The organism is Nocardia sp. MDA0666, from assembly GCF_003023875.1.
Taxonomy (GTDB): domain Bacteria; phylum Actinomycetota; class Actinomycetes; order Mycobacteriales; family Mycobacteriaceae; genus Nocardia; species Nocardia aobensis.
Window position 1 is genome coordinate 124,606 of record NZ_PYHT01000017.1, and the last position, 17,639, is coordinate 142,244.

General features: G+C 67.7%; 20 protein-coding genes and 4 tRNA genes. 15 read left to right on the forward strand and 9 right to left on the reverse strand.

Annotation, left to right across the window (positions count from 1 at the left end; all coding sequences use genetic code 11):
• Positions 1–99: 99 nt before the first annotated feature.
• The 3 genes from C8258_RS22630 to C8258_RS22640 form a co-directional block, all read right to left on the reverse strand.
• Positions 100–804 carry a demethylmenaquinone methyltransferase gene (locus tag C8258_RS22630; RefSeq protein ID WP_036505900.1) on the reverse strand — a complete coding sequence of 235 codons (705 nt, stop codon included), beginning with the start codon at positions 802–804 and terminating at the stop codon, positions 100–102.
• Positions 805–882: 78 nt separating this feature from the next.
• A complete protein-coding gene (locus tag C8258_RS22635) occupies positions 883–1,569 on the reverse strand; it encodes an SGNH/GDSL hydrolase family protein (protein ID WP_106956905.1) in 687 nt (228 codons plus the stop codon).
• A gap of 2 nt (positions 1,570–1,571) precedes the next feature.
• Positions 1,572–3,005, reverse strand: coding sequence for an MFS transporter (locus C8258_RS22640; protein WP_106956906.1), 1,434 nt, complete (start codon positions 3,003–3,005; stop codon positions 1,572–1,574).
• Between the two features lie 125 nt (positions 3,006–3,130).
• Here C8258_RS22640 and C8258_RS22645 point away from each other — a divergent pair, with 125 nt between their 5' ends.
• On the forward strand, positions 3,131–3,760 hold the full coding sequence (locus tag C8258_RS22645) for a TetR/AcrR family transcriptional regulator (protein ID WP_106956907.1): 630 nt from the start codon (positions 3,131–3,133) through the stop codon (positions 3,758–3,760).
• A 33-nt stretch (positions 3,761–3,793) separates the two neighbouring features.
• Here C8258_RS22645 and C8258_RS22650 read toward each other — a convergent pair whose 3' ends face one another.
• Complete coding sequence (locus tag C8258_RS22650) at positions 3,794–4,933, reverse strand: glycosyltransferase family 1 protein (RefSeq protein ID WP_199195813.1); 1,140 nt, start codon at positions 4,931–4,933, stop codon at positions 3,794–3,796.
• Between the two features lie 74 nt (positions 4,934–5,007).
• Complete coding sequence (locus tag C8258_RS22655; protein ID WP_233225265.1) at positions 5,008–5,484, reverse strand: DUF3592 domain-containing protein; 477 nt, start codon at positions 5,482–5,484, stop codon at positions 5,008–5,010.
• A gap of 40 nt (positions 5,485–5,524) precedes the next feature.
• Between C8258_RS22655 and C8258_RS22660 the strand changes: the two genes are divergently transcribed.
• A complete protein-coding gene (locus C8258_RS22660; protein ID WP_106956908.1) occupies positions 5,525–6,031 on the forward strand; it encodes a DUF2505 domain-containing protein in 507 nt (168 codons plus the stop codon).
• A 51-nt stretch (positions 6,032–6,082) separates the two neighbouring features.
• Here the strand turns inward: C8258_RS22660 and C8258_RS22665 are convergent, their stop codons facing one another.
• The 3 genes from C8258_RS22665 to C8258_RS22675 form a co-directional block, all read right to left on the reverse strand.
• Positions 6,083–6,532, reverse strand: a complete 450-nt coding sequence (locus C8258_RS22665) for a VOC family protein (RefSeq protein WP_106956909.1) — start codon at positions 6,530–6,532, stop codon at positions 6,083–6,085.
• 9 nt (positions 6,533–6,541) lie between these two features.
• The gene (locus C8258_RS22670) at positions 6,542–7,003 is read right to left on the reverse strand and encodes a helix-turn-helix transcriptional regulator (protein WP_106956942.1); all 462 of its coding nucleotides are present in this window, start codon (positions 7,001–7,003) and stop codon (positions 6,542–6,544) included.
• An 84-nt stretch (positions 7,004–7,087) separates the two neighbouring features.
• Entirely contained in the window at positions 7,088–8,371 is a 1,284-nt protein-coding gene (locus tag C8258_RS22675; RefSeq protein ID WP_106956910.1) for a geranylgeranyl reductase family protein, read from the reverse strand.
• A 379-nt stretch (positions 8,372–8,750) separates the two neighbouring features.
• On the opposite strand from C8258_RS22675, the gene C8258_RS22680 reads away from it, so the two are divergent.
• Entirely contained in the window at positions 8,751–9,773 is a 1,023-nt protein-coding gene (locus tag C8258_RS22680) for a polyprenyl synthetase family protein (RefSeq protein WP_106956911.1), read from the forward strand.
• 146 nt (positions 9,774–9,919) lie between these two features.
• Positions 9,920–10,798: a zinc metalloprotease HtpX gene (htpX, locus tag C8258_RS22685; RefSeq protein WP_106956912.1), complete on the forward strand. Its 879-nt coding sequence runs from the start codon at positions 9,920–9,922 to the stop codon at positions 10,796–10,798.
• On the opposite strand, the gene C8258_RS22690 is transcribed toward htpX, so the two are convergent.
• A complete protein-coding gene (locus tag C8258_RS22690; RefSeq protein ID WP_106956913.1) occupies positions 10,795–11,286 on the reverse strand; it encodes a YajQ family cyclic di-GMP-binding protein in 492 nt (163 codons plus the stop codon). The genes htpX and C8258_RS22690 overlap by 4 nt on opposite strands.
• A 163-nt stretch (positions 11,287–11,449) precedes the next feature.
• On the opposite strand from C8258_RS22690, the gene C8258_RS22695 reads away from it, so the two are divergent.
• The 11 genes from C8258_RS22695 (at position 11,450) to rplJ (ending at position 17,590) form a co-directional block, all read left to right on the forward strand.
• Positions 11,450–11,530: transfer RNA gene (locus tag C8258_RS22695), tRNA-Tyr, on the forward strand.
• Positions 11,531–11,763: 233 nt separating this feature from the next.
• Positions 11,764–11,836: transfer RNA gene (locus C8258_RS22700), tRNA-Thr, on the forward strand.
• Between the two features lie 65 nt (positions 11,837–11,901).
• Positions 11,902–11,974, forward strand: a tRNA-Met gene (locus tag C8258_RS22705).
• 43 nt (positions 11,975–12,017) lie between these two features.
• On the forward strand, positions 12,018–12,188 hold the full coding sequence (gene rpmG / locus C8258_RS22710) for a 50S ribosomal protein L33 (RefSeq protein WP_011211653.1): 171 nt from the start codon (positions 12,018–12,020) through the stop codon (positions 12,186–12,188).
• Between the two features lie 220 nt (positions 12,189–12,408).
• On the forward strand, positions 12,409–13,479 hold the full coding sequence (locus tag C8258_RS22715) for a fused (3R)-hydroxyacyl-ACP dehydratase subunits HadA/HadB (RefSeq protein ID WP_106956943.1): 1,071 nt from the start codon (positions 12,409–12,411) through the stop codon (positions 13,477–13,479).
• Positions 13,480–13,719: 240 nt separating this feature from the next.
• Positions 13,720–13,792 (forward strand) — tRNA-Trp (locus C8258_RS22720).
• A gap of 31 nt (positions 13,793–13,823) precedes the next feature.
• The gene (gene secE / locus C8258_RS22725) at positions 13,824–14,237 is read left to right on the forward strand and encodes a preprotein translocase subunit SecE (protein WP_106956914.1); all 414 of its coding nucleotides are present in this window, start codon (positions 13,824–13,826) and stop codon (positions 14,235–14,237) included.
• A 139-nt stretch (positions 14,238–14,376) separates the two neighbouring features.
• The gene (gene nusG / locus C8258_RS22730; RefSeq protein WP_106956915.1) at positions 14,377–15,195 is read left to right on the forward strand and encodes a transcription termination/antitermination protein NusG; all 819 of its coding nucleotides are present in this window, start codon (positions 14,377–14,379) and stop codon (positions 15,193–15,195) included.
• A gap of 70 nt (positions 15,196–15,265) precedes the next feature.
• The gene (rplK, locus tag C8258_RS22735) at positions 15,266–15,700 is read left to right on the forward strand and encodes a 50S ribosomal protein L11 (protein WP_106956916.1); all 435 of its coding nucleotides are present in this window, start codon (positions 15,266–15,268) and stop codon (positions 15,698–15,700) included.
• Between the two features lie 93 nt (positions 15,701–15,793).
• Positions 15,794–16,507 (forward strand): 50S ribosomal protein L1, encoded by a 714-nt coding sequence (gene rplA / locus C8258_RS22740; protein ID WP_036505880.1) that lies wholly within the window; start codon positions 15,794–15,796, stop codon positions 16,505–16,507.
• A 528-nt stretch (positions 16,508–17,035) separates the two neighbouring features.
• Positions 17,036–17,590, forward strand: a complete 555-nt coding sequence (gene rplJ, locus C8258_RS22745) for a 50S ribosomal protein L10 (RefSeq protein WP_063002261.1) — start codon at positions 17,036–17,038, stop codon at positions 17,588–17,590.
• Positions 17,591–17,639 lie beyond the last annotated feature (49 nt).

Sequence of the window (17,639 nt, forward strand, 5' to 3'; positions counted from 1 at the left end):
AAATTCTCACCTCAGCGGTGCGGTCGCGGTGAGATTTCCGGTTCGCACCCGGTCGGGCCCCGTTTCCGCCGGCGGTCCGGCCGGGCGCGGTGAGCTACTTCACCCCAGTTTGTAACCGCGATGCAGCGCGACGATGCCGCCGGTCAGATTCCGCCACTGCACCGACGACCAGCCGGCGTCGGAGATCCGCATCGCCAGTTGTCGCTGATTGGGCCAGGCCCGGATCGATTCGGCCAGGTAGACGTAGGCGTCCGGATTACTGCTGACGGCCTCGGCGACCTTCGGCAGCACCTTCATCAGGTATTCCATGTAGATCGTGCGGAACGGCCCGAAGACCGGGGTGGAGAATTCCGCCACGACCAGGCGTCCGCCCGGTTTGGTGACGCGCAGCATTTCGCGCAGGGCCGCGTCCGGTTCGGAGACGTTGCGCAGGCCGTAGGAGATGGCGACAGCGTCGAAGGAATCGTCGGCGAACGGCAGGGCGGTGGCGTCACCGTTCACCATCGGAACCCGGCGGAACCGCCCCGCCTCCAACATGCCCTTGGAGAAGTCCAGGGCCAGGCACCAGGCTCCCGACTTCGCGAATTCCGCGGTGGAGACGCCGGTTCCGGCCGCCAGATCCAGCACCCGCTCCCCGGGTCGCAGGGCCAGCGCGCGGCGGGTGGCCCAGCGCCAATAGCGGTCCTGTCCGCCGGTGAGCACCGTGTTGGTCAGGTCGTACCGCTTCGCGACCCCGTCGAACATGGATGCGACCTCATGCGGTTGCTTGTCCAACGAGGCCCGAAACGACTCTGTCTTCGCCACGGAAGTGACCCTAGCGCCCGGCGCCCGGGGCAGGGACGCGGGCCGGTGCGCGATCACGGGGAGGATTGGGCGCCTGCGCTATTCGCTCCTCCGGCTCGACAGTGCGTAGGCCAGATGTTTGACCATCTCGGTCGCCAGCACCGCCTGACCGGAGGTCGAGAAGTGGATGCGATCCGCACTGAGCAGGTTGTCGCGAGCGTTGACCGGGTGCTCCCACATGTCGACCACGACCGCCCCGTAGCCGGCGGCGACTCGGCGCGTGATGTCGTTCATGCTGCGAATTCGCTCGGGCCAGTCGGGCACAGCCGGTACGACATAGGCGCTCCCGAGGGTGAACGTCGTCAGCAGGGCACCCGTGCTCGCCGCGACGTCGTACATGCGCCGCATCGTCGTTTCGATCTCGTCGAAATCGGGATCGCGCCGCGTGATGTCGTTCGGGCCGCACGGCAGATGCAGCAGGTCCGGACCGAACGCCGCGATGCGGTCGAGTTGGTGGGCCGTTGTCTGTGCCGTGGTGGCCCCGATCTTCGCGGTAGCGAGATATCGCATGTCCGGGCGCACGCGCCGCAGTATCCGCACGAGCCGCTCGGACCAGCCCGCGTTCCGGTAGCCGGGGGTGGGGTCGCCGACTCCGGCCGACAAGCTGTCGCCGGCCACGCCGAAGCGGCGCCACGGGGCGTCGAACAGCAATGCGGCCGCGGTGGTCTCGGACAGGCAGAGCGGATCGGCCTCCTCGGCCGTCGCCTTTGTCGTGGGTGTCGACATGGTCACTCGCTTCGCTTCGATCGACGGGTACGGGGTGTGATACCGAAGGCCGTCGCCGCGCCGGCGAGGGCGACGATCGCGACGAACAGCCAGCCGTGCCGGAAAGCGGTCACCATCCGGTCGGTGGTGCCGAACGATCCGAGCAGCGCGATCAGTACCGCGACGCCCACGACGTAGCCGAGCTGGCGGGCGGTGTTGACCACGGCGCTGCCGGTCGCCGAGCGGTCCGGCGGCAGATCGACGGCGGCCGAGGCGATCATGGTGGGCAGTGCGAGGCCGATGCCGATACCGGAGATCACCCAGCCCGGCAGCACCGCGGTGGTGTACCGCACGGGTGTGTCGGCGGTGAACAGCACGAGCAGGACACCGGCCGCGAACAGCGTATTGCCCAGGGCCACAACGACACCCGCCGGAAACCGGCGGATCAGTCGCTGGCTGACGGCGGCGAAGATCGGCACCATGATCGGGCCGGGGACGATGGCGAGCCCGGTTCGGATCGTGCTGAAGTGGGCCGCGTTCTCGAGCCACAGCGTGATGCTCAGGAACCAGGCCCCGAAGGCCGTGCAGAACGCCAGCACGGTGGCGTTGGCCCAGGCGAACGTCGGCACCCGGAACAGATCCGGCGGCACCACCGGGTCCGGATGCCGCCGCATCCGCACGACGAATCCGGCGATGCCGAGCGCCGCCACGGCCGCGGCCGCCCAGGTCGCGCCGCCGGGCCACGCATCGCTTTCGACCAGGGCCAGCGACAGCGCGCCGATCGCCACGATCAGCACCGCCACCCCCAGTAGGTCGGGCATCCGGGCGGAGGTTCGCTGCGGCGGATTCGGCACCAGCCATGCGGCCGCGAGCCCGGTCACCACGCCGACCGGCAGGTTGATCAAGAAGACCCAGCGCCAGGAGATTTCCACCAGCGCTCCGCCGACCACCGGGCCGCAGGCCGCGGCGAACGAACTCGTCGTGGCCCAGATCTTCACCGCGCCCGGCACCCGGGCCGCCGGCAGCACGGTGAGCAGCAATCCCAGACCGGCCGGCGTCAGGGCCGCGGCGCCGACCGCCTGCACGAGCCGGAACGCCACCAGGGCCCACAGCGCCGGAGCCGCGGCACAGGCCACGCTCGCCGCCGTGAACAGGGCGAGGCCCGCGAGGAATCCGGTCTTGCGGCCGCATCGATCCGAGAATCGGCCCGCCGGAATCAACAGGGCCGCATAGACGATCGCGTAGCCGTTGAGCACCCAGCTCACATCGGCCGGCGACGATCCCCGGTAGGACTCGCCGATCTTCGTGAAGGCCACGTTGACCACGAAGACGTCGAGCATCGCCACGAATGCGGCCGAGCACAGGATCCACACGATCGCCGTCGACCGGTCGCGGACCGGCCGCACCGGCGTGGGTTCGTCCGCGGTCACGGACTGTTCGGCTGTTGCGCCATCCATCAGGCATCCCCTCTCGTCACCACCGGCGGTGCCGTCGCTCGCCGATGTGTTCGAAAGAATACGGTCGACCGTATGTTTACCGCAACAGTCGATTCCCTGTGTACGAGTGACATACGATCGACCGTATGGTCGTACCCGAGCAGCAGGCGGCAGCGGAAAGTGCCGATCAGCGGCTCCGTCGCGGCGCGCGTTCGCGTCACGCGGTGACTCGCCGCTCGATCGAGATCGCGTCGGTGGACGGACTCGACGGGTTGAGCTTCGGGCGGCTGGCCGATGATCTCGGCGTCAGCAAGGCCGGGATTCAGACGCTGTTCCGGACCAAGGAGAAGCTGCAACTCGCGACCGTGGAGGCGGCGCGGGAACTGTTCCTGGACACCGTCGTCCGACCGGCCCGGGACGCCCCGGCGGGGGTCGCGCGGCTTCGCGCCCTCGTCGACGAGTGGATCGACTACGTCCAGCGCCCGATGTTTCCCGGCGGGTGCTTCCTGGGCGCGAATCTGCCGATCTTCGACAGCCGGCCAGGACCCGTCCGCGATGCGCTACGAGAGCAACAGCGTGCCTGGGTCGCCCTCCTGACAGCGCAATTCCGGCGAGCCGTCGCCGCCGGCGAGATCGCCGACGTGGATCCCGAAGTGGCGGGCTTCGAGGTCGCCGCGGTGCTGAACGCCGTCAACGTGGCGCTGCGCCTCGGCGACGACGCCGCCGTGGGCATGGCCCGGCAGGTCGTCGACCGTCTGCTCGGTGAGGCTGCCTGAACCGCAGCCGGACCGCCTGCGACAGCGCGGTTTTCAGGCGCTGCGGTGCAGTTCTTCCCGGCCGCCGATCACCTCGTGATAATGCCCCATCAGCTCGGTGCAGATGGCGGGCCAGGTGCGGTGCAGCACCGATTTGCGTGCGGCGCCGGCGAATCGAGCTCGAAGAGCCGGATCACGCAGCGCCGCAACCGCACTCGGCAGCAGTTCGGCGAACCGGTCGACGGGCAGCAGATATCCGTTGCGGCAGTGGGCGATCAGATCGCGGGGGCCGCCGGCGTCGGGGCCGATCACCGGAGTGCCGCAGGCCAGCGCCTCCTGCACGCCCTGGCAGAAGGTTTCGTGCTCGCCCGGGTGGACCATCAGATCCAGGCTCGCATAGGCCTGCGCCAGCTCGGCGCCGCCGAGTTCACCGGTGAAGACGGCCGTCGGCAGCAGGCGCTGCAGCTGCGCCCGTTCCGGTCCGTCGCCGACCACGACCAGGCGGATATCGGGATCGCCGGCCAGCGCGGCGAGACGTTCGACGTGTTTCTCCGGCGCCAGCCGGCCGACGAAGCCGACCACCAGCCGGTCGCCGTCCGCCCACCGCGCGTGCAGGCCGGCGTCGCGCGCACCGGGTGTGAACCGCACCGCGTCCACGCCCCGCGCCCAGCGATGCACCCGGGTGATGCCGTGGCGCTCGAGATCCGCCATCGCCGCCGACGAGGGCGCCAGGGTGCGCGCCGCGCGATTGTGGATGCGCCGCGTCCAGGCCCACGCCGCCCGCTGCGCGGCCGCCAGCCCGTAACTGGCCGCGAATCCGGCCACATCGGTCTGATACACCGCCACGGCGGGCAGATCCAGCCGCAATGCCGCCGCCGCCCCGCCGGCGCCGAGCAGGAACGGCGAGGCCAGATGCACCACATCGGCATCGAAATCCTCGATCGCCGAGGTCAGCAATGGTTGCGGCAGGCCGACCGGCAGCGAGCTGATCCGCGGCACCATGACCGCCGGCACCCGGATCACCGGAAAGCGGCCGTAGGAGCGCGGCGCCGCGGCCTGGCCGCGAGGAGTGTCCGGGGCGATGACGAGCGCATCGTGTCCGCCGCGGTCCAGGTGGGCCAGGACCTGCAGCACGGAGTTCACGACACCGTTCATATTCGGCAGAAACGATTCGGAGACGATCGCTACACGCACACCTGCAGTGTGCGATGCGCGGCACGCCAGGACACCACACCCATGTGACGGATGTGCGAAGTTCGGGCGAACAGCTACCCGGAGGCGCGCACCGAACGGCGCTCCAAGCGGCGCACCACCCACAGCACCGGCAGCGCCGCCACCCACACCACCACGATCACCGAGAGTGCGGGAATGACCGCGACCCGGGCGTCGCGCCCGGCGACCCGGACCAATTCCGGATCGCTGCGGCTGTATTCGACATTGATCCGCTCGCCGGCGGTGAGTTTGGTGGGATACAGGACGCCCACCTTCGGATTGTGCGTGACACCGTCCGGCGTCACATAGGTGACCGCGGACCGCAACCGGCCCGCCGACAACACCTCCGCGCTGGTCACGCCCTTGTCGGAGCTGATCAGCAGATCGTCGCGCCAGGCCGCCAGCACCAGCAGCACGGCCAGCACGCTGACCGCGGCGGCGACCACCGCGATGGTGATCCGGGTCCGGCGAAGGCGAGGGGAACCGGCTTCGGCTCGGTGCTCGCGCGCAGCAGACTCGGTGGTTTCCGACACCGCACCAGGCTATTGCATGGTTCCGATAGCGTGTGCGCTCATGTCCCGAAACTTCCGCTTCACCGTGTCATACACCGTCCCGGTCGAGGAATTGCACCGGGCGCTCACGAGCGACGAATTCTGGCACGCCCGCTTCGAGGGCGCCGAGACCGCGACCATCGAACTGGCCCACCCGAACGGGCCCGGCACCATCCATCTGCGCATGACCGAGACGGCGCGCCAGGACAAGATCCCGGCCATCGTCCGCAAGGTTCTCAAAGCCGAGCTCGTGCTCGAACGCACCGACGACTGGGGCCCGCTGGAGGGGAACTCCGCCGCTGGCACGTTCTCCGCGACCTCCTCGGGCATCTCCTCCGAGATGACCGGCAAGTACCTGCTGCGGGCCGCGGGCACGGGCTCCGAACTCGAGGTCACCGGCAGCGTGAAGGTGAAGGTTCCGCTGGTCGGCGGGGCCATCGAGCCGCTCGCCGAACAGTTGCAGCACCGGGTGGTCAACAGCGAGCGAAAGTTCGTCGAGAAGTACTTCGCCACCGAATCCGGGGCATAGCCGACAGTGGTGGGTGCGAGCAGCGCGGGCTCGCACCCGTCCCGCGCTCGGCTACTGCGCCCCCGGACCGAACGCGCCACCGTCGAATTCGCGCTGTTCGACCAGGACGAGCCAATTGCCGGAGTTGTCGCGCATCACCGCCTCGACGCCGTACGGGCGTTCCGCGGGCGGCTGCACGAATTCGACACCCTTCGCGGTGAGCTCCTCGTAGGCCTTCTGGCAGTCCCCCGTGCGCAATCCCAGCGCGCCCATGGTGCCCTTGCCGAGGGAGCGGCGGATCGCCTCGGCCATCGTCTCGTCGAGCGGCGGACCCGGAACCATCAGCGTCACCTCGAGTTCGGGATGATCCGGTTGAGCAACGGTGACCCAGCGGAAACCGTTGTCGCCCATCGAGATATCGGCGGTTTCCACGAAACCCAGCTTGTCGATGTACCACTGCTTGGCGGCGGACTGATCGGTCACATATACCGTGACCAGCGATACGTTGGTGATCGTCGTCATGAGCTCAGGCTATGAGCCCTCGGTGCCCGCCGGCTTCTCCGAAATTGCGCCACCGGGATCGGGCGCCGCCTGCGGCGGTTTCCGGTCGGAGAGGCCGTGCATGAACACGTAACACCCTGGAATGCGCGGAACTCCGTCCGCCGCGAATTTCGCCTGATACGCCGACGGCGTCATCCCCACCAGTTCGGTGAACTTGCGGCTGAACGAGCCCAGGCTCGTGTACCCGACCAGCATGCACGCCTCGGTCACGGTGATGTTGGTGGCGCGCAACAGGTCCTGTGCGCGTTCGATGCGCCGCTCGGCCAGATACAGGGCGGGGGTGCGGCCGTAGGTGGCGGCGAAGCAGCGCAGGAAATGATATTTCGAGACTCCAGCGGTCGCGGCCAGTTCGTCCACGTCGAGCGGGCGGGCGTATTCACGATCGACCAGATCCCGTGCCCGGCGCAGGTGCGGAAGCAGATCCTCCGGCACCGAGGGTGTGCGATCGCGGCGCGGACGTGGCCCGCTGCGGTTGTCCACGCTGCCTCCTGTCCGGCCCTCGGCGCCCCGCATCGCTCAGCTGAACGGCGCCGGATCGTCGAAACGCAGCGATGCCCGGCCCGCCGCCCGCCAGGCCCGGGCGGTGAGGTCGGCATCCTCCTCGTCGACGAGATTGCCCATCACCCGCACGGCCGTGCGCTGTAGCAGCGCCGAACGCATCACCGGCGGCCCGCCGGTCGGGACCATCCGCGGATGGGTGGCCAGCGCCGCGATCCGGCGGGCCACCGAGAAGGTGCGCCCGTAGCGGGCCCGCAGCAGATCCGGCCACACCGTGGTCAGATCCGGTTCATCCAGCAGTCCGGACAGCAGGTGACCGCCCTCGAGCCCGTAGTCGATGCCCTCGCCGTTGAGCGGATTCACACATCCGGCGGCATCGCCCACCAGCACCCAGTTGCGGCCCGCGATATTCGACACCGCCCCGCCCATCGGCAGCAGCGCCGAGGCGACGGCCCGCACCTCGCCCTCGAACTGCCATTCCGGCCGGCGCTGCGAAACATAATGCTGCAGAAGGGGTTTCAATGCGATATGCGAGGGCCGGCGTTCGGTGGCCAGGGAGCCCACACCGATGTTGACCTCGCCGTTGCCCAGGGGGAACACCCAGCCGTAGCCGGGGACCAGACCGCCCTCGGCATCGCGCAATTCCAGATGCGAGGTGATCCATTCGTCGTCGCTGCGGGCGGAGCGGATGTAGGCGCGGGCGGCCACACCGTAGGCGAAGCGGCGATGCCAGACGCGGCCCAGCAACTTTCCGACCGGCGAACGCACCCCGTCGGCGACGATGAGGATGTCGCAGCGAATGTCCTGCGAGCCCGCTTCGGTCTGCACGGTGACCCCGGTGATCCGATCGTCCGCGCGCGCCACCGCGACCACCCGCACCCCGTCGACCATGCGCGCACCCCACTTGACCGCGGTCTCACGCAGCTTGTCGTCGAGTTCGGTTCGGGGAACAGCACTTCCGTAGGTGGGGAAGGACCCGCCCGGCCAGGGCAGCAGCGCCTCCCGGCCGAATCCGGCCATCCGCAGACCTCGGTTGACGGTATGCGCGCGCAGCCATTCGCCCAGCCCCAGCGCCTCCAGCTCCGCGGTGGCGCGCGGGGTCAATCCGTCGCCGCAGGTCTTGTCCCGGGGAAACACCGCGGCATCGGTGAGCAATACCTCGCGCCCCGCCCGCGCCGCCCAGGCCGCCGCCGCCGACCCGGCCGGGCCCGCGCCCACCACCAGCACCTCGACGTGCTCGGGCAAGACCGCGCCGCCCTCACGCTCCGGTGCCGTCGAACCGCCGTCCTGAGCTGAACCCATAAGCCCAATAGTGGCAGAGGTGCAGCTCCCGCTTCGCTCGGGCGGGTGTGCCGAGCCGCTCGGTACGCCGCCGAGCATGTTGCGCTACCCGAAACGATTCGGTCGGTAGTCACGCCGCACTCCGGGTATGCGTTTCGAGGATGGTGCTCGAAAAGCGGTTTCGGCCCGCCTCGATTTTGGACTGACGGAGCGGGGGAGCGAAGCGGAGGAGCGGAGGAGGGAAAAATCGAGGCCCAGGGGGCCGAAACCCCGCCGGAGCGAAGCGGAGGCCAATGACACAGCGAAGCGGAGGCCAATCACACACAGGTGTTCATGGGCGCTGGAGGGGCAACACGCTAGGTTCTTCGGTGTGGGGACGGACGCGGCATTGGGAGAAGACATGAGTGCATCGGCTGTGAGCGATGAAAGCACCGTGGTTGCCGGGGTCGATCTCGGCGATCCCGAGCTCGCGGCGACCGTGCGCAACGGGCTCGACGAGGTGGAGAAGCTGCTGGTCAGCGAGCTCTCCGACGGGGAGGACTTCCTGCTGGAAGCCGCGCTACACCTGGCGCGCGCCGGCGGTAAGCGGTTCCGGCCGCTGTTCACCATCCTCACCGGTCAGCTCGGTCCGCGCCCGACCGACCCCGATCTGATCACCGCCGGCACCGTGGTCGAACTGGTGCACCTGGCCACGCTTTACCACGACGACGTGATGGACGAGGCGTCGATGCGCCGCGGCGCCCCCAGCGTGAACTCCCGGTGGGGCAACAGCATCGCCATCCTCTCCGGCGATTATCTGTTCGCCCACGCCTCCCGGCTGGTGTCCACCCTGGGCCCGGACGCGGTGCGCATCATCGCCGAGACCTTCGCCGAACTGGTCACCGGTCAGATGCGGGAAACCTTGGGCGCCAAGAAATCTCAGGATCCGGTCGAACACTATCTGCGGGTGGTGTGGGAGAAGACCGGTTCGCTGATCGCCGCATCGGGGCGCTTCGGCGGTACCTTCTCCGGCGCGAGCCTCGACGACGTGGAACGGCTGGCTCGCCTGGGCGACGCGGTCGGCACCGCCTTCCAGATCTCCGACGACATCATCGACATCTCCTCGGTGTCCGAGCAGTCCGGTAAGACGCCCGGCACCGACCTGCGCGAGGGTGTGCACACCCTGCCGGTGCTGTACGCGCTGCGCGACGAGGGCGCCGAGGGGGACCGGCTGCGCACGTTGCTGGCCCGGCCGCTGGAATCCGACGAGGAGGTCGCCGAGGCGCTGGAGCTGCTGTCCCGCTCGCGCGGCATGGTGCTGGCCAAGCAGAAGTTGCAGGGCTACGCCGATATCGCGCATGCCGAACTCTCCGCCCTGCCGCAGGGCCCGGCCAACGACGCGCTGGAGCGCCTGGTCCGATACACCATCGAGCGAGTCGGCTGAGCCTGTCCGCCGCCGCACGGCGGACAGGCTCAGAGTTCGGTATTCGCGCTGCTGTGATCGATATCGCAGCGCTGTGATCGATGACGCAAACGCCGAGCGCCCGTATCCGAGCGGAACCCGAGTTCCCCGCCGATCGTTGATCCGACATGCATGGTTACGCGAACGGTTTGAAGACCTTCGGGCTGATGGTCGGCCTGTCGGCACTGATCGTGTTCGCAGGCGCGATGTTCCGCAGCCCCACGATTCTGATCATCGCCATCCTGCTGGCCGTGGGCATGAACGCCTACGCCTACTTCAGCAGCGACAAGCTGGCCCTGCGGGCCATGCACGCGCAGCCGGTATCCGAACTCGAAGCGCCCGTGATGTACAAGATCGTGCGTGAGCTGGCCACCGCCGCGCGCCAGCCCATGCCGCGGCTGTACATCAGCCCGACGAACGCGCCCAACGCGTTCGCCACCGGTCGCAACCCGCGTCACGCGGCGGTGTGCTGTACCAGCGGCATCCTGCAGATCCTGGACGAACGGGAGCTGCGCGCGGTGCTCGGCCACGAACTGTCGCACGTCTACAACCGCGACATCCTGATCTCCTCGGTCGCCGGCGCGCTCGCCGCGGTCATCTCGGGCCTGGCCAACCTGGCCTTCTTCGCGAGCATGTTCGGCGGCGGCAGCCGCGACGGCGAAGGCCCGAACATCCTCGGCGTGCTGCTGGTCTCCCTGCTCGGCCCGATCGCCGCCACCCTGATCAAACTCGCCGTCTCCCGCTCCCGCGAATACCAGGCCGATCAGGACGGCGCCGAACTCACCGGCGACCCGCTGGCCCTGGCCTCGGCGCTGCGCAAACTCGAACGCGGCACCCAGGCCGCGCCGCTGCCGCCCGAGCCGCAGCTGACCGCGCAGTCGCACCTGATGATCGCCAACCCCTTCCGGGCCGGCGACAAGATGGCGCGCTGGTTCTCCACCCACCCGCCGATGGGCGAGCGCATCCAGCGCCTCGAGCACATGGCGGGCGGGCCCCGCAGCTACTAGCGGTAGTTGACGAACTGCAGGGCCACGTCGAGGTCCGTGCCCTTCAGCAGCGCGATGACGGCCTGCAGGTCGTCGCGCTTCTTGCCGCTGACCCGCAGTTCGTCGCCCTGGATCTGCGCCTTCACGCCCTTGGGGCCTTCGTCGCGGATCTTCTTGGCGATCTTCTTCGCGTTCTCCGGGGAGATGCCCTGCACCAGGGTGCCGGTGATCTTGTAGGTCTTGCCCGAGGCGGCCGGCTCACCCGCGTCGAAGGCCTTCAGTGAGATGTCGCGGCGAATCAGCTTCTCCTTGAACACCTCCAGCGCGGCCTTCACCCGTTCCTCGGATTCGGCCGACAGCACGATCTCCTCCTCACCCGACCAGTCGATGCTCGCACCCGTGCCGCGGAAGTCGTAGCGGGTGTTGAGCTCCTTGGCCGCCTGGTTGAGGGCGTTGTCGACCTCCTGCCGGTCGACCTTGCTGACGACATCGAATGACGAATCGGCCACGCTGCGCTCCTGTCTGACGGCTCACATTTCACCCGGAACTCCGGTAGGGAACTTTCTACCCCGGCCGCCCCGCATCGGTCACGGCACCCCCGCTGGCCAGCCGGTTTGCATCCGAGCGCCCTGGTCGTTGTATTCTGCTCTGCGCGCTGGCAACAGTGCGAAAGGCGGATTGCCCGAGTGGCCAAAGGGAGCTGACTGTAAATCAGCCGCGCAAGCTTCGGAGGTTCGAATCCTTCATCCGCCACCCTCTCAGGGCCCTCCCTAAACGGGGAGGGCCCTCTTCTTGTTCGAGGGTGATCTGTGGGCGCCCGGCCCGCACACCCCCCGCCGGAGGGGCTTCGCCCCGGCCTCGACGAGATAGCTCTGAAATTCCTCTCTGAACTGCGGGTTTGGTAACTTCGCTGGGGAGTGTGTAACCTCGTTCAAGGCTTCAGCGCCCCGGGTTCGAGGATTCGAGTTCGGAGCGAACGAAGCCATGCCCCCTTAGCTCAGTCGGCAGAGCGTTTCCATGGTAAGGAAAAGGTCAACGGTTCGATTCCGTTAGGGGGCTCGCCGGATTGCCGGTGGTGACCGACGGCATGTCCGAGGCCGGGCGCCATGGCAAACCGACTTTATGGCGGTGTAGCTCAGTCGGTAGAGCAAACGACTCATAATCGTTGTGTCGCCGGTTCAAGTCCGGCCATCGCTACAAAACTGATACCCCGTCAGGTTGACCCGAAAGAAGGCATATCGTGGCCGCGAAGTCCACCGATGTCCGGCCAAAGATCACCTTGGCCTGCGAGCAGTGCAAGCATCGCAACTACATCACCAAGAAGAACCGGCGCAACGACCCGGATCGTCTGGAGCTGAAGAAGTTCTGCCCGAACTGCGGCACCCACCGGGCGCACCGCGAATCTCGCTAGATCTCATCGCGTGCACGCTGCCGCGCGCGAAGTCGGCGCCCGGATCCAGGGAGGTCTGTCGATGACCTTCCCGGATATTCGTGGACCGCGCCGACCCATGCAGCACCTCATGCCGGAGCAGGTTTCCCGACCCGCTCCGGCATTTGCTGTACTTGCGGTAGTTTCACGCTCCGCAGACTCCCGGTAGCGGAGTCAGATAGGGACTCAACTCTCCGTGACAATCAACACCGGAACCGATGCCGTGGCCGCGCAGAACGCCGACAGCGCACCGTTCGACCCGTCGGCCCACGCCGCCGCCATGGTGGGACACCACTACCGGGTCGACGACTACTACGAGGTCGGCCGCGAGAAGGTGCGCGAATACGCACGCGCGGTGCAGGACTATCACCCCGTGCACTGGGACGAGAGCGTTGCCCGCGACTACGGCCACGACGGACTGGTCGCACCGGTGACGTTCATCTCCCTGGTCGGCATCCTGGCCCAGCGCAAGCTGTTCGAACAGGTCGTCACGGGTTACGACCTGAGCCAGATCATGCAGACCGACCAAATCCTGGAATTCCACCGCCCGATCCGGGTCGGCGACCAGCTCACCTGCGACGTCTACCTGCACTCGTTCCGGCAGGCCTTCGGCGGCGACATCATCGTCACCAAGAACATCGTCACGGCGCAGAACGACGAACTGGTGCTCACCACGTACACCACCCTGGTCGGCCGCAGCGGCGGTGACGTCGATCCCAATATCGCCGACGCGGTCCGCAACATCCTCATGCACGGCATGGCGGAGGCGCCCGACCGCCCGACCGCCGAGCCGCCCATCACGGCGCCCCCGGTGCCGGTGACCACCGTTCCCGAGGTCACGGTCAGCAAGCACACGCGCTCGTTCGACAGCGTGGCCGTCGGCGACGAACTGCCGGCCCGCACCGTCCGGCTCACCCGCGGCGATCTGGTGAACTACGCGGGCGTCTCCGGTGACGCGAACCCGATCCACTGGAGCGACGAGGTCGTCGCGCTCGCCGGCCTGGACAACGTCGTCGCGCACGGCATGCTGACCATGGGCCTGGGCGGCGGATTCGTCACCTCCTGGCTCGGTGATCCGGGCGCGGTGAAGGAATACAACGTGCGCTTCACCAGCCCGGTCTACGTGGCCGGCGACCACCCGGCCGAGGTCGAATACACCGGCAAGGTGAAGTCGGTGGACCCGGAGAACCGCACCGCCGTGATCGCGATCGTCGCCAAATCCGGCGGCCGGAAAATCTTCGGACGTGCGACCGCGACGGTGCAGCTGGCATGATGGTCGGCGGGCCGGCAAGCCGCTTCGCGGTGGCCGACGGCCCGATTGGCTATCCGCCGGGGCGGTAACGTACACTCGGATTTCTGGGGTCGCCAGCCACTGCGCGCTGCTCTGAGGGGCTGGTTCCGGGCGGGTGACCGCCGGGGCCGGCACACCGGCGGAGCGGCGCGCGTGTTGTGTGGCCCCGGGTTGGCACAACTGAATAAGCACCGTGCTGGATGACATTGCGATTCCAGCCGAAGGGGCGTAGCTCAATTGGCAGAGCAGCGGTCTCCAAAACCGCAGGTTGCAGGTTCAAGTCCTGTCGCCCCTGCACTGGATGCCAGCGACGAGAGAGGGTTCACGTGAGCGACGAGCGGGACATTCGCCACGGCGCGCATGCCGCCGATGACGAAGACACCGCTGCGGTCAGCCGGCCGAGTGGTAAGCGGTCGACTCGCCGGGCTCGCACCGGATCCTCCTCGGACACCGGCTCCGTCGCCACGATCGACCGTGGTGGCAGCTCGGATTCGGCATCGCGCAAGGCGTCCAAGTCGGCGGGTAAGAAGACCGCCGAACGCGGTCGGGGCAATCCCTTCAAGCGCCTGGTGAAGTTCCTGCGGGAAGTCGTCGCGGAACTGCGCAAGGTGATCTGGCCCAACCGCAAGCAGATGGTCACCTATACGAGCGTTGTCCTGGTGTTCGTGATCTTCATGGTCGCGTTCATCAGCGGGTTGGACCTGGCGTTCATCAAGGGTGTCAACTGGCTGTTCGGCTAGCTGACCGGTGCGTCAGGAGCGGAGCCTGCGGAGCGACCCACGGGCGCTGCCAGCCGTCCGCCGAGCAGGACGGAAACCATAAGCCGGATTCACCTCCGGCGTAGTGGATGTACGTGACGACACAGGAAGCGAGTGCCCAGTGAGCACCCCGGAGAACGGCACAACCGACGAGTTCCCGGTCGACGACGAGGCGGCGGAGACGGCCGTCGACGAGGCGACCGTCTCGGACGGTACCGAGGCGTCCTCCGGCGAAGTCGAGGGTGACACCACCGACACCGACGAGACCGACGCAGCCGCGGAGCCCGCGGCACCGGAAGAGCCCGCCGACCCCGTCGCCGAGATGAGGGCCGCGCTGCGTCGCGCCCCCGGTGACTGGTACGTCATCCACTCCTACGCCGGTTACGAGAACAAGGTGAAGACCAACCTCGAGACCCGCGTGCAGAACCTGGGCCTCGAGGACTACATCTTCCAGGTCGAGGTGCCGACCGAGCAGGTCACCGAGATCAAGAACGGCCAGCGCAAGAACGTGCAGCGCAAGGTGCTGCCCGGCTACATCCTGGTCCGGATGGATCTCAACGACGAGTCGTGGGGCGCGGTCCGCAACACCCCCGGCGTCACCGGATTCGTCGGCGCCACCTCCCGTCCGTCGCCGCTGACGATCAACGACGTGGTGAAGTTCCTGGTCCCGGCCGAGCAGCAGCAGAAGAAGCCGGCTGCCGCCGCGGCGGGCACCGCCGCGTCCACGTCGGAGACCGTCACCGAGGCCGCGGCCAAGCCGGCCATCGAGGTCGACTTCGAGGTCGGCGAATCGGTCACCGTGATGGACGGCCCGTTCGCGACGCTGCCGGCCAGCATCTCCGAGGTCAACGCCGAACAGCAGAAGCTGAAGGTGCTGGTGTCGATCTTCGGTCGCGAGACCCCGGTCGAACTCGCGTTCACGCAGGTCGCGAAGATCTGAGATTTCCGGGGTTCGCGCCCCGGGACAGGCTTACGGAAGTCCGTAAGGAACCTAAACCAAGGAAAGAAAGATGCCCCCCAAGAAGAAGAAGGTCGCCGGGCTCATCAAGCTCCAGATCCAGGCTGGTGCGGCCAACCCGGCTCCGCCGGTCGGCCCCGCGCTGGGTCAGCACGGCGTCAACATCATGGAGTTCTGCAAGGCGTACAACGCGGCGACCGAGTCGCAGCGTGGCAACGTCATCCCGGTCGAGATCACGGTCTACGAAGACCGCTCGTTCGACTTCAAGCTGAAGACTCCGCCCGCCGCCAAGCTGCTGCTCAAGGCCGCCGGTGTGCAGAAGGGCTCCCCCGAGCCGCACCGCAACAAGGTCGCCACGGTCACCATGGATCAGGTCCGGGAGATCGCCAAGACCAAGCAGGAAGATCTGAACGCCAACGACATCGATCAGGCGGCCAAGATCATCGCGGGTACCGCTCGCTCGATGGGTATCACCGTCGCCGACTGACGGTCCCGTCTCCGCCGGTGAACGGCGTGATGTGCGTGGGAGGGACGGCCAGTCCCGACAACCACTTCTGACTTACGAACAGGACAGAGAATCATGGCAAAACGAAGCAAGGCTTATCTCGAGGCGGCCGCCAAGGTGGACCGCGACCAGCTCTACTCTCCGCTGTCGGCCACCCGGCTGGCGAAGGAGACCTCGACCACGAAGACCGACGCGACCGTCGAGGTCGCCGTTCGTCTGGGCGTCGACCCGCGCAAGGCCGACCAGATGGTCCGCGGCACCGTCAACCTGCCGCACGGCACCGGTAAGACCGCGCGCGTCATCGTGTTCGCGGCCGGCGAGAAGGCCGCCGAGGCCGAGGCCGCCGGTGCGGACGCTGTCGGCGCCGAGGATCTGATCGAGCGCATCCAGGGCGGCTGGCTGGACTTCGACGCCGCGATCGCCACCCCGGACCAGATGGCCAAGGTCGGTCGCATCGCGCGTGTGCTGGGCCCCCGCGGCCTGATGCCGAACCCGAAGACGGGCACGGTCACCACCGATGTGACCAAGGCAGTCAACGAGATCAAGGGCGGCAAGATCAACTTCCGCGTCGACAAGCAGGCCAACCTGCACTTCGTGATCGGCAAGGCCTCCTTCGACGAGAAGAAGCTGGTCGAGAACTACGGCGCCGCGCTGGAGGAGATCCTGCGTGTGAAGCCGTCGACCGCGAAGGGCCGCTACGTCAAGAAGGTGACGATTTCGACGAACACCGGACCGGGCATCCCGGTGGACCCGAACCGCACCCGCAACCTCACCGAAGAGGACGCGTAAGGCGTAGCTAGCTTTCGACGAGGGCCGGTAGGAGTTTCCTACCGGCCCTTGTTATTTGGCCTCCGCTTCGCTCCGGCGGGTTCTCGGCCCGCCTCGATTTTTCACTCCTCCGGTCAGTCGCTGCGCTCCCTCCCTCCGTCGCTCCACAATCGAGGCGGGCCGAGACCCACCAAGGTGAGCAATCTCGTAGATGTAGGCCTCGTTTTGGCTTCTAGCTGCTGGTCCGCTATTCTTTTAGACGGTTGCCGACCAGTTCGGTGATCACCCCCAATCGTTCTACCGAAGACCGTTGGTTGCTGCCGTCAGGCAGTCGAAGGTCCGGCGATATTGCCGGCGGCCCACGCAGGGAGAGCCGAGGTGAGGGACGACATGTGAGCCGCGTGCTCATGTCGAGTTTCTTGTGCGCCCCGGGACCACTCTGCGTCCGGGGCGTTTGCTTTGTCGCCGGGTCGACGTAGCCTCCCCGGGCCCAGCCTCCGCGAGTCGGTAGTTCATCGCAGAACCGACCATCCAGAGAGGAGGCGAAGTATGGCGAAACCAGAGAAGGTCACCGCGGTCGCGGAGATCACCGAGCAGTTCAAGAGCGCTACGGCCACTGTGATCACGGAATACCGTGGTCTGTCGGTCGGCAACCTCACCCAGCTGCGTCGTGCGCTGGGCAGCAATGCCACCTACTCCGTCGCCAAGAACACCCTGGTCAAGCGTGCGGCCGCCGAGGCGGGCGTCGAAGGCCTGGATGACTTGTTCGTCGGTCCGACCGCGATCACCTTCATCACCGGTGAGCCGGTCGACGCCGCCAAGGCCCTCAAGACCTTCGCCAAGGACAACAAGGCGCTGGTCATCAAGGGCGGCTACATGGACGGCGCCGCGCTGTCGGTCTCCGAGGTCGAGCGCATCGCCGACCTGGAGTCGCGCGAGGTGCTGCTGGCCAAGCTGGCCGGCGCCATGAAGGGCAACCTGACCAAGGCGGCCGGCCTGTTCGCCGCGCCGGCCGGCCAGGTGGTTCGCCTGTTCGCCGCGCTCGAGGACAAGCAGCGCGCCGCGGGCGGTGCCGAAGCGGCCCCGGCCGCCGACGCCGAATAAGCCGACCCGGACAAGTCGACAAACCCCCATACTCTTTTCCCGCCGATGC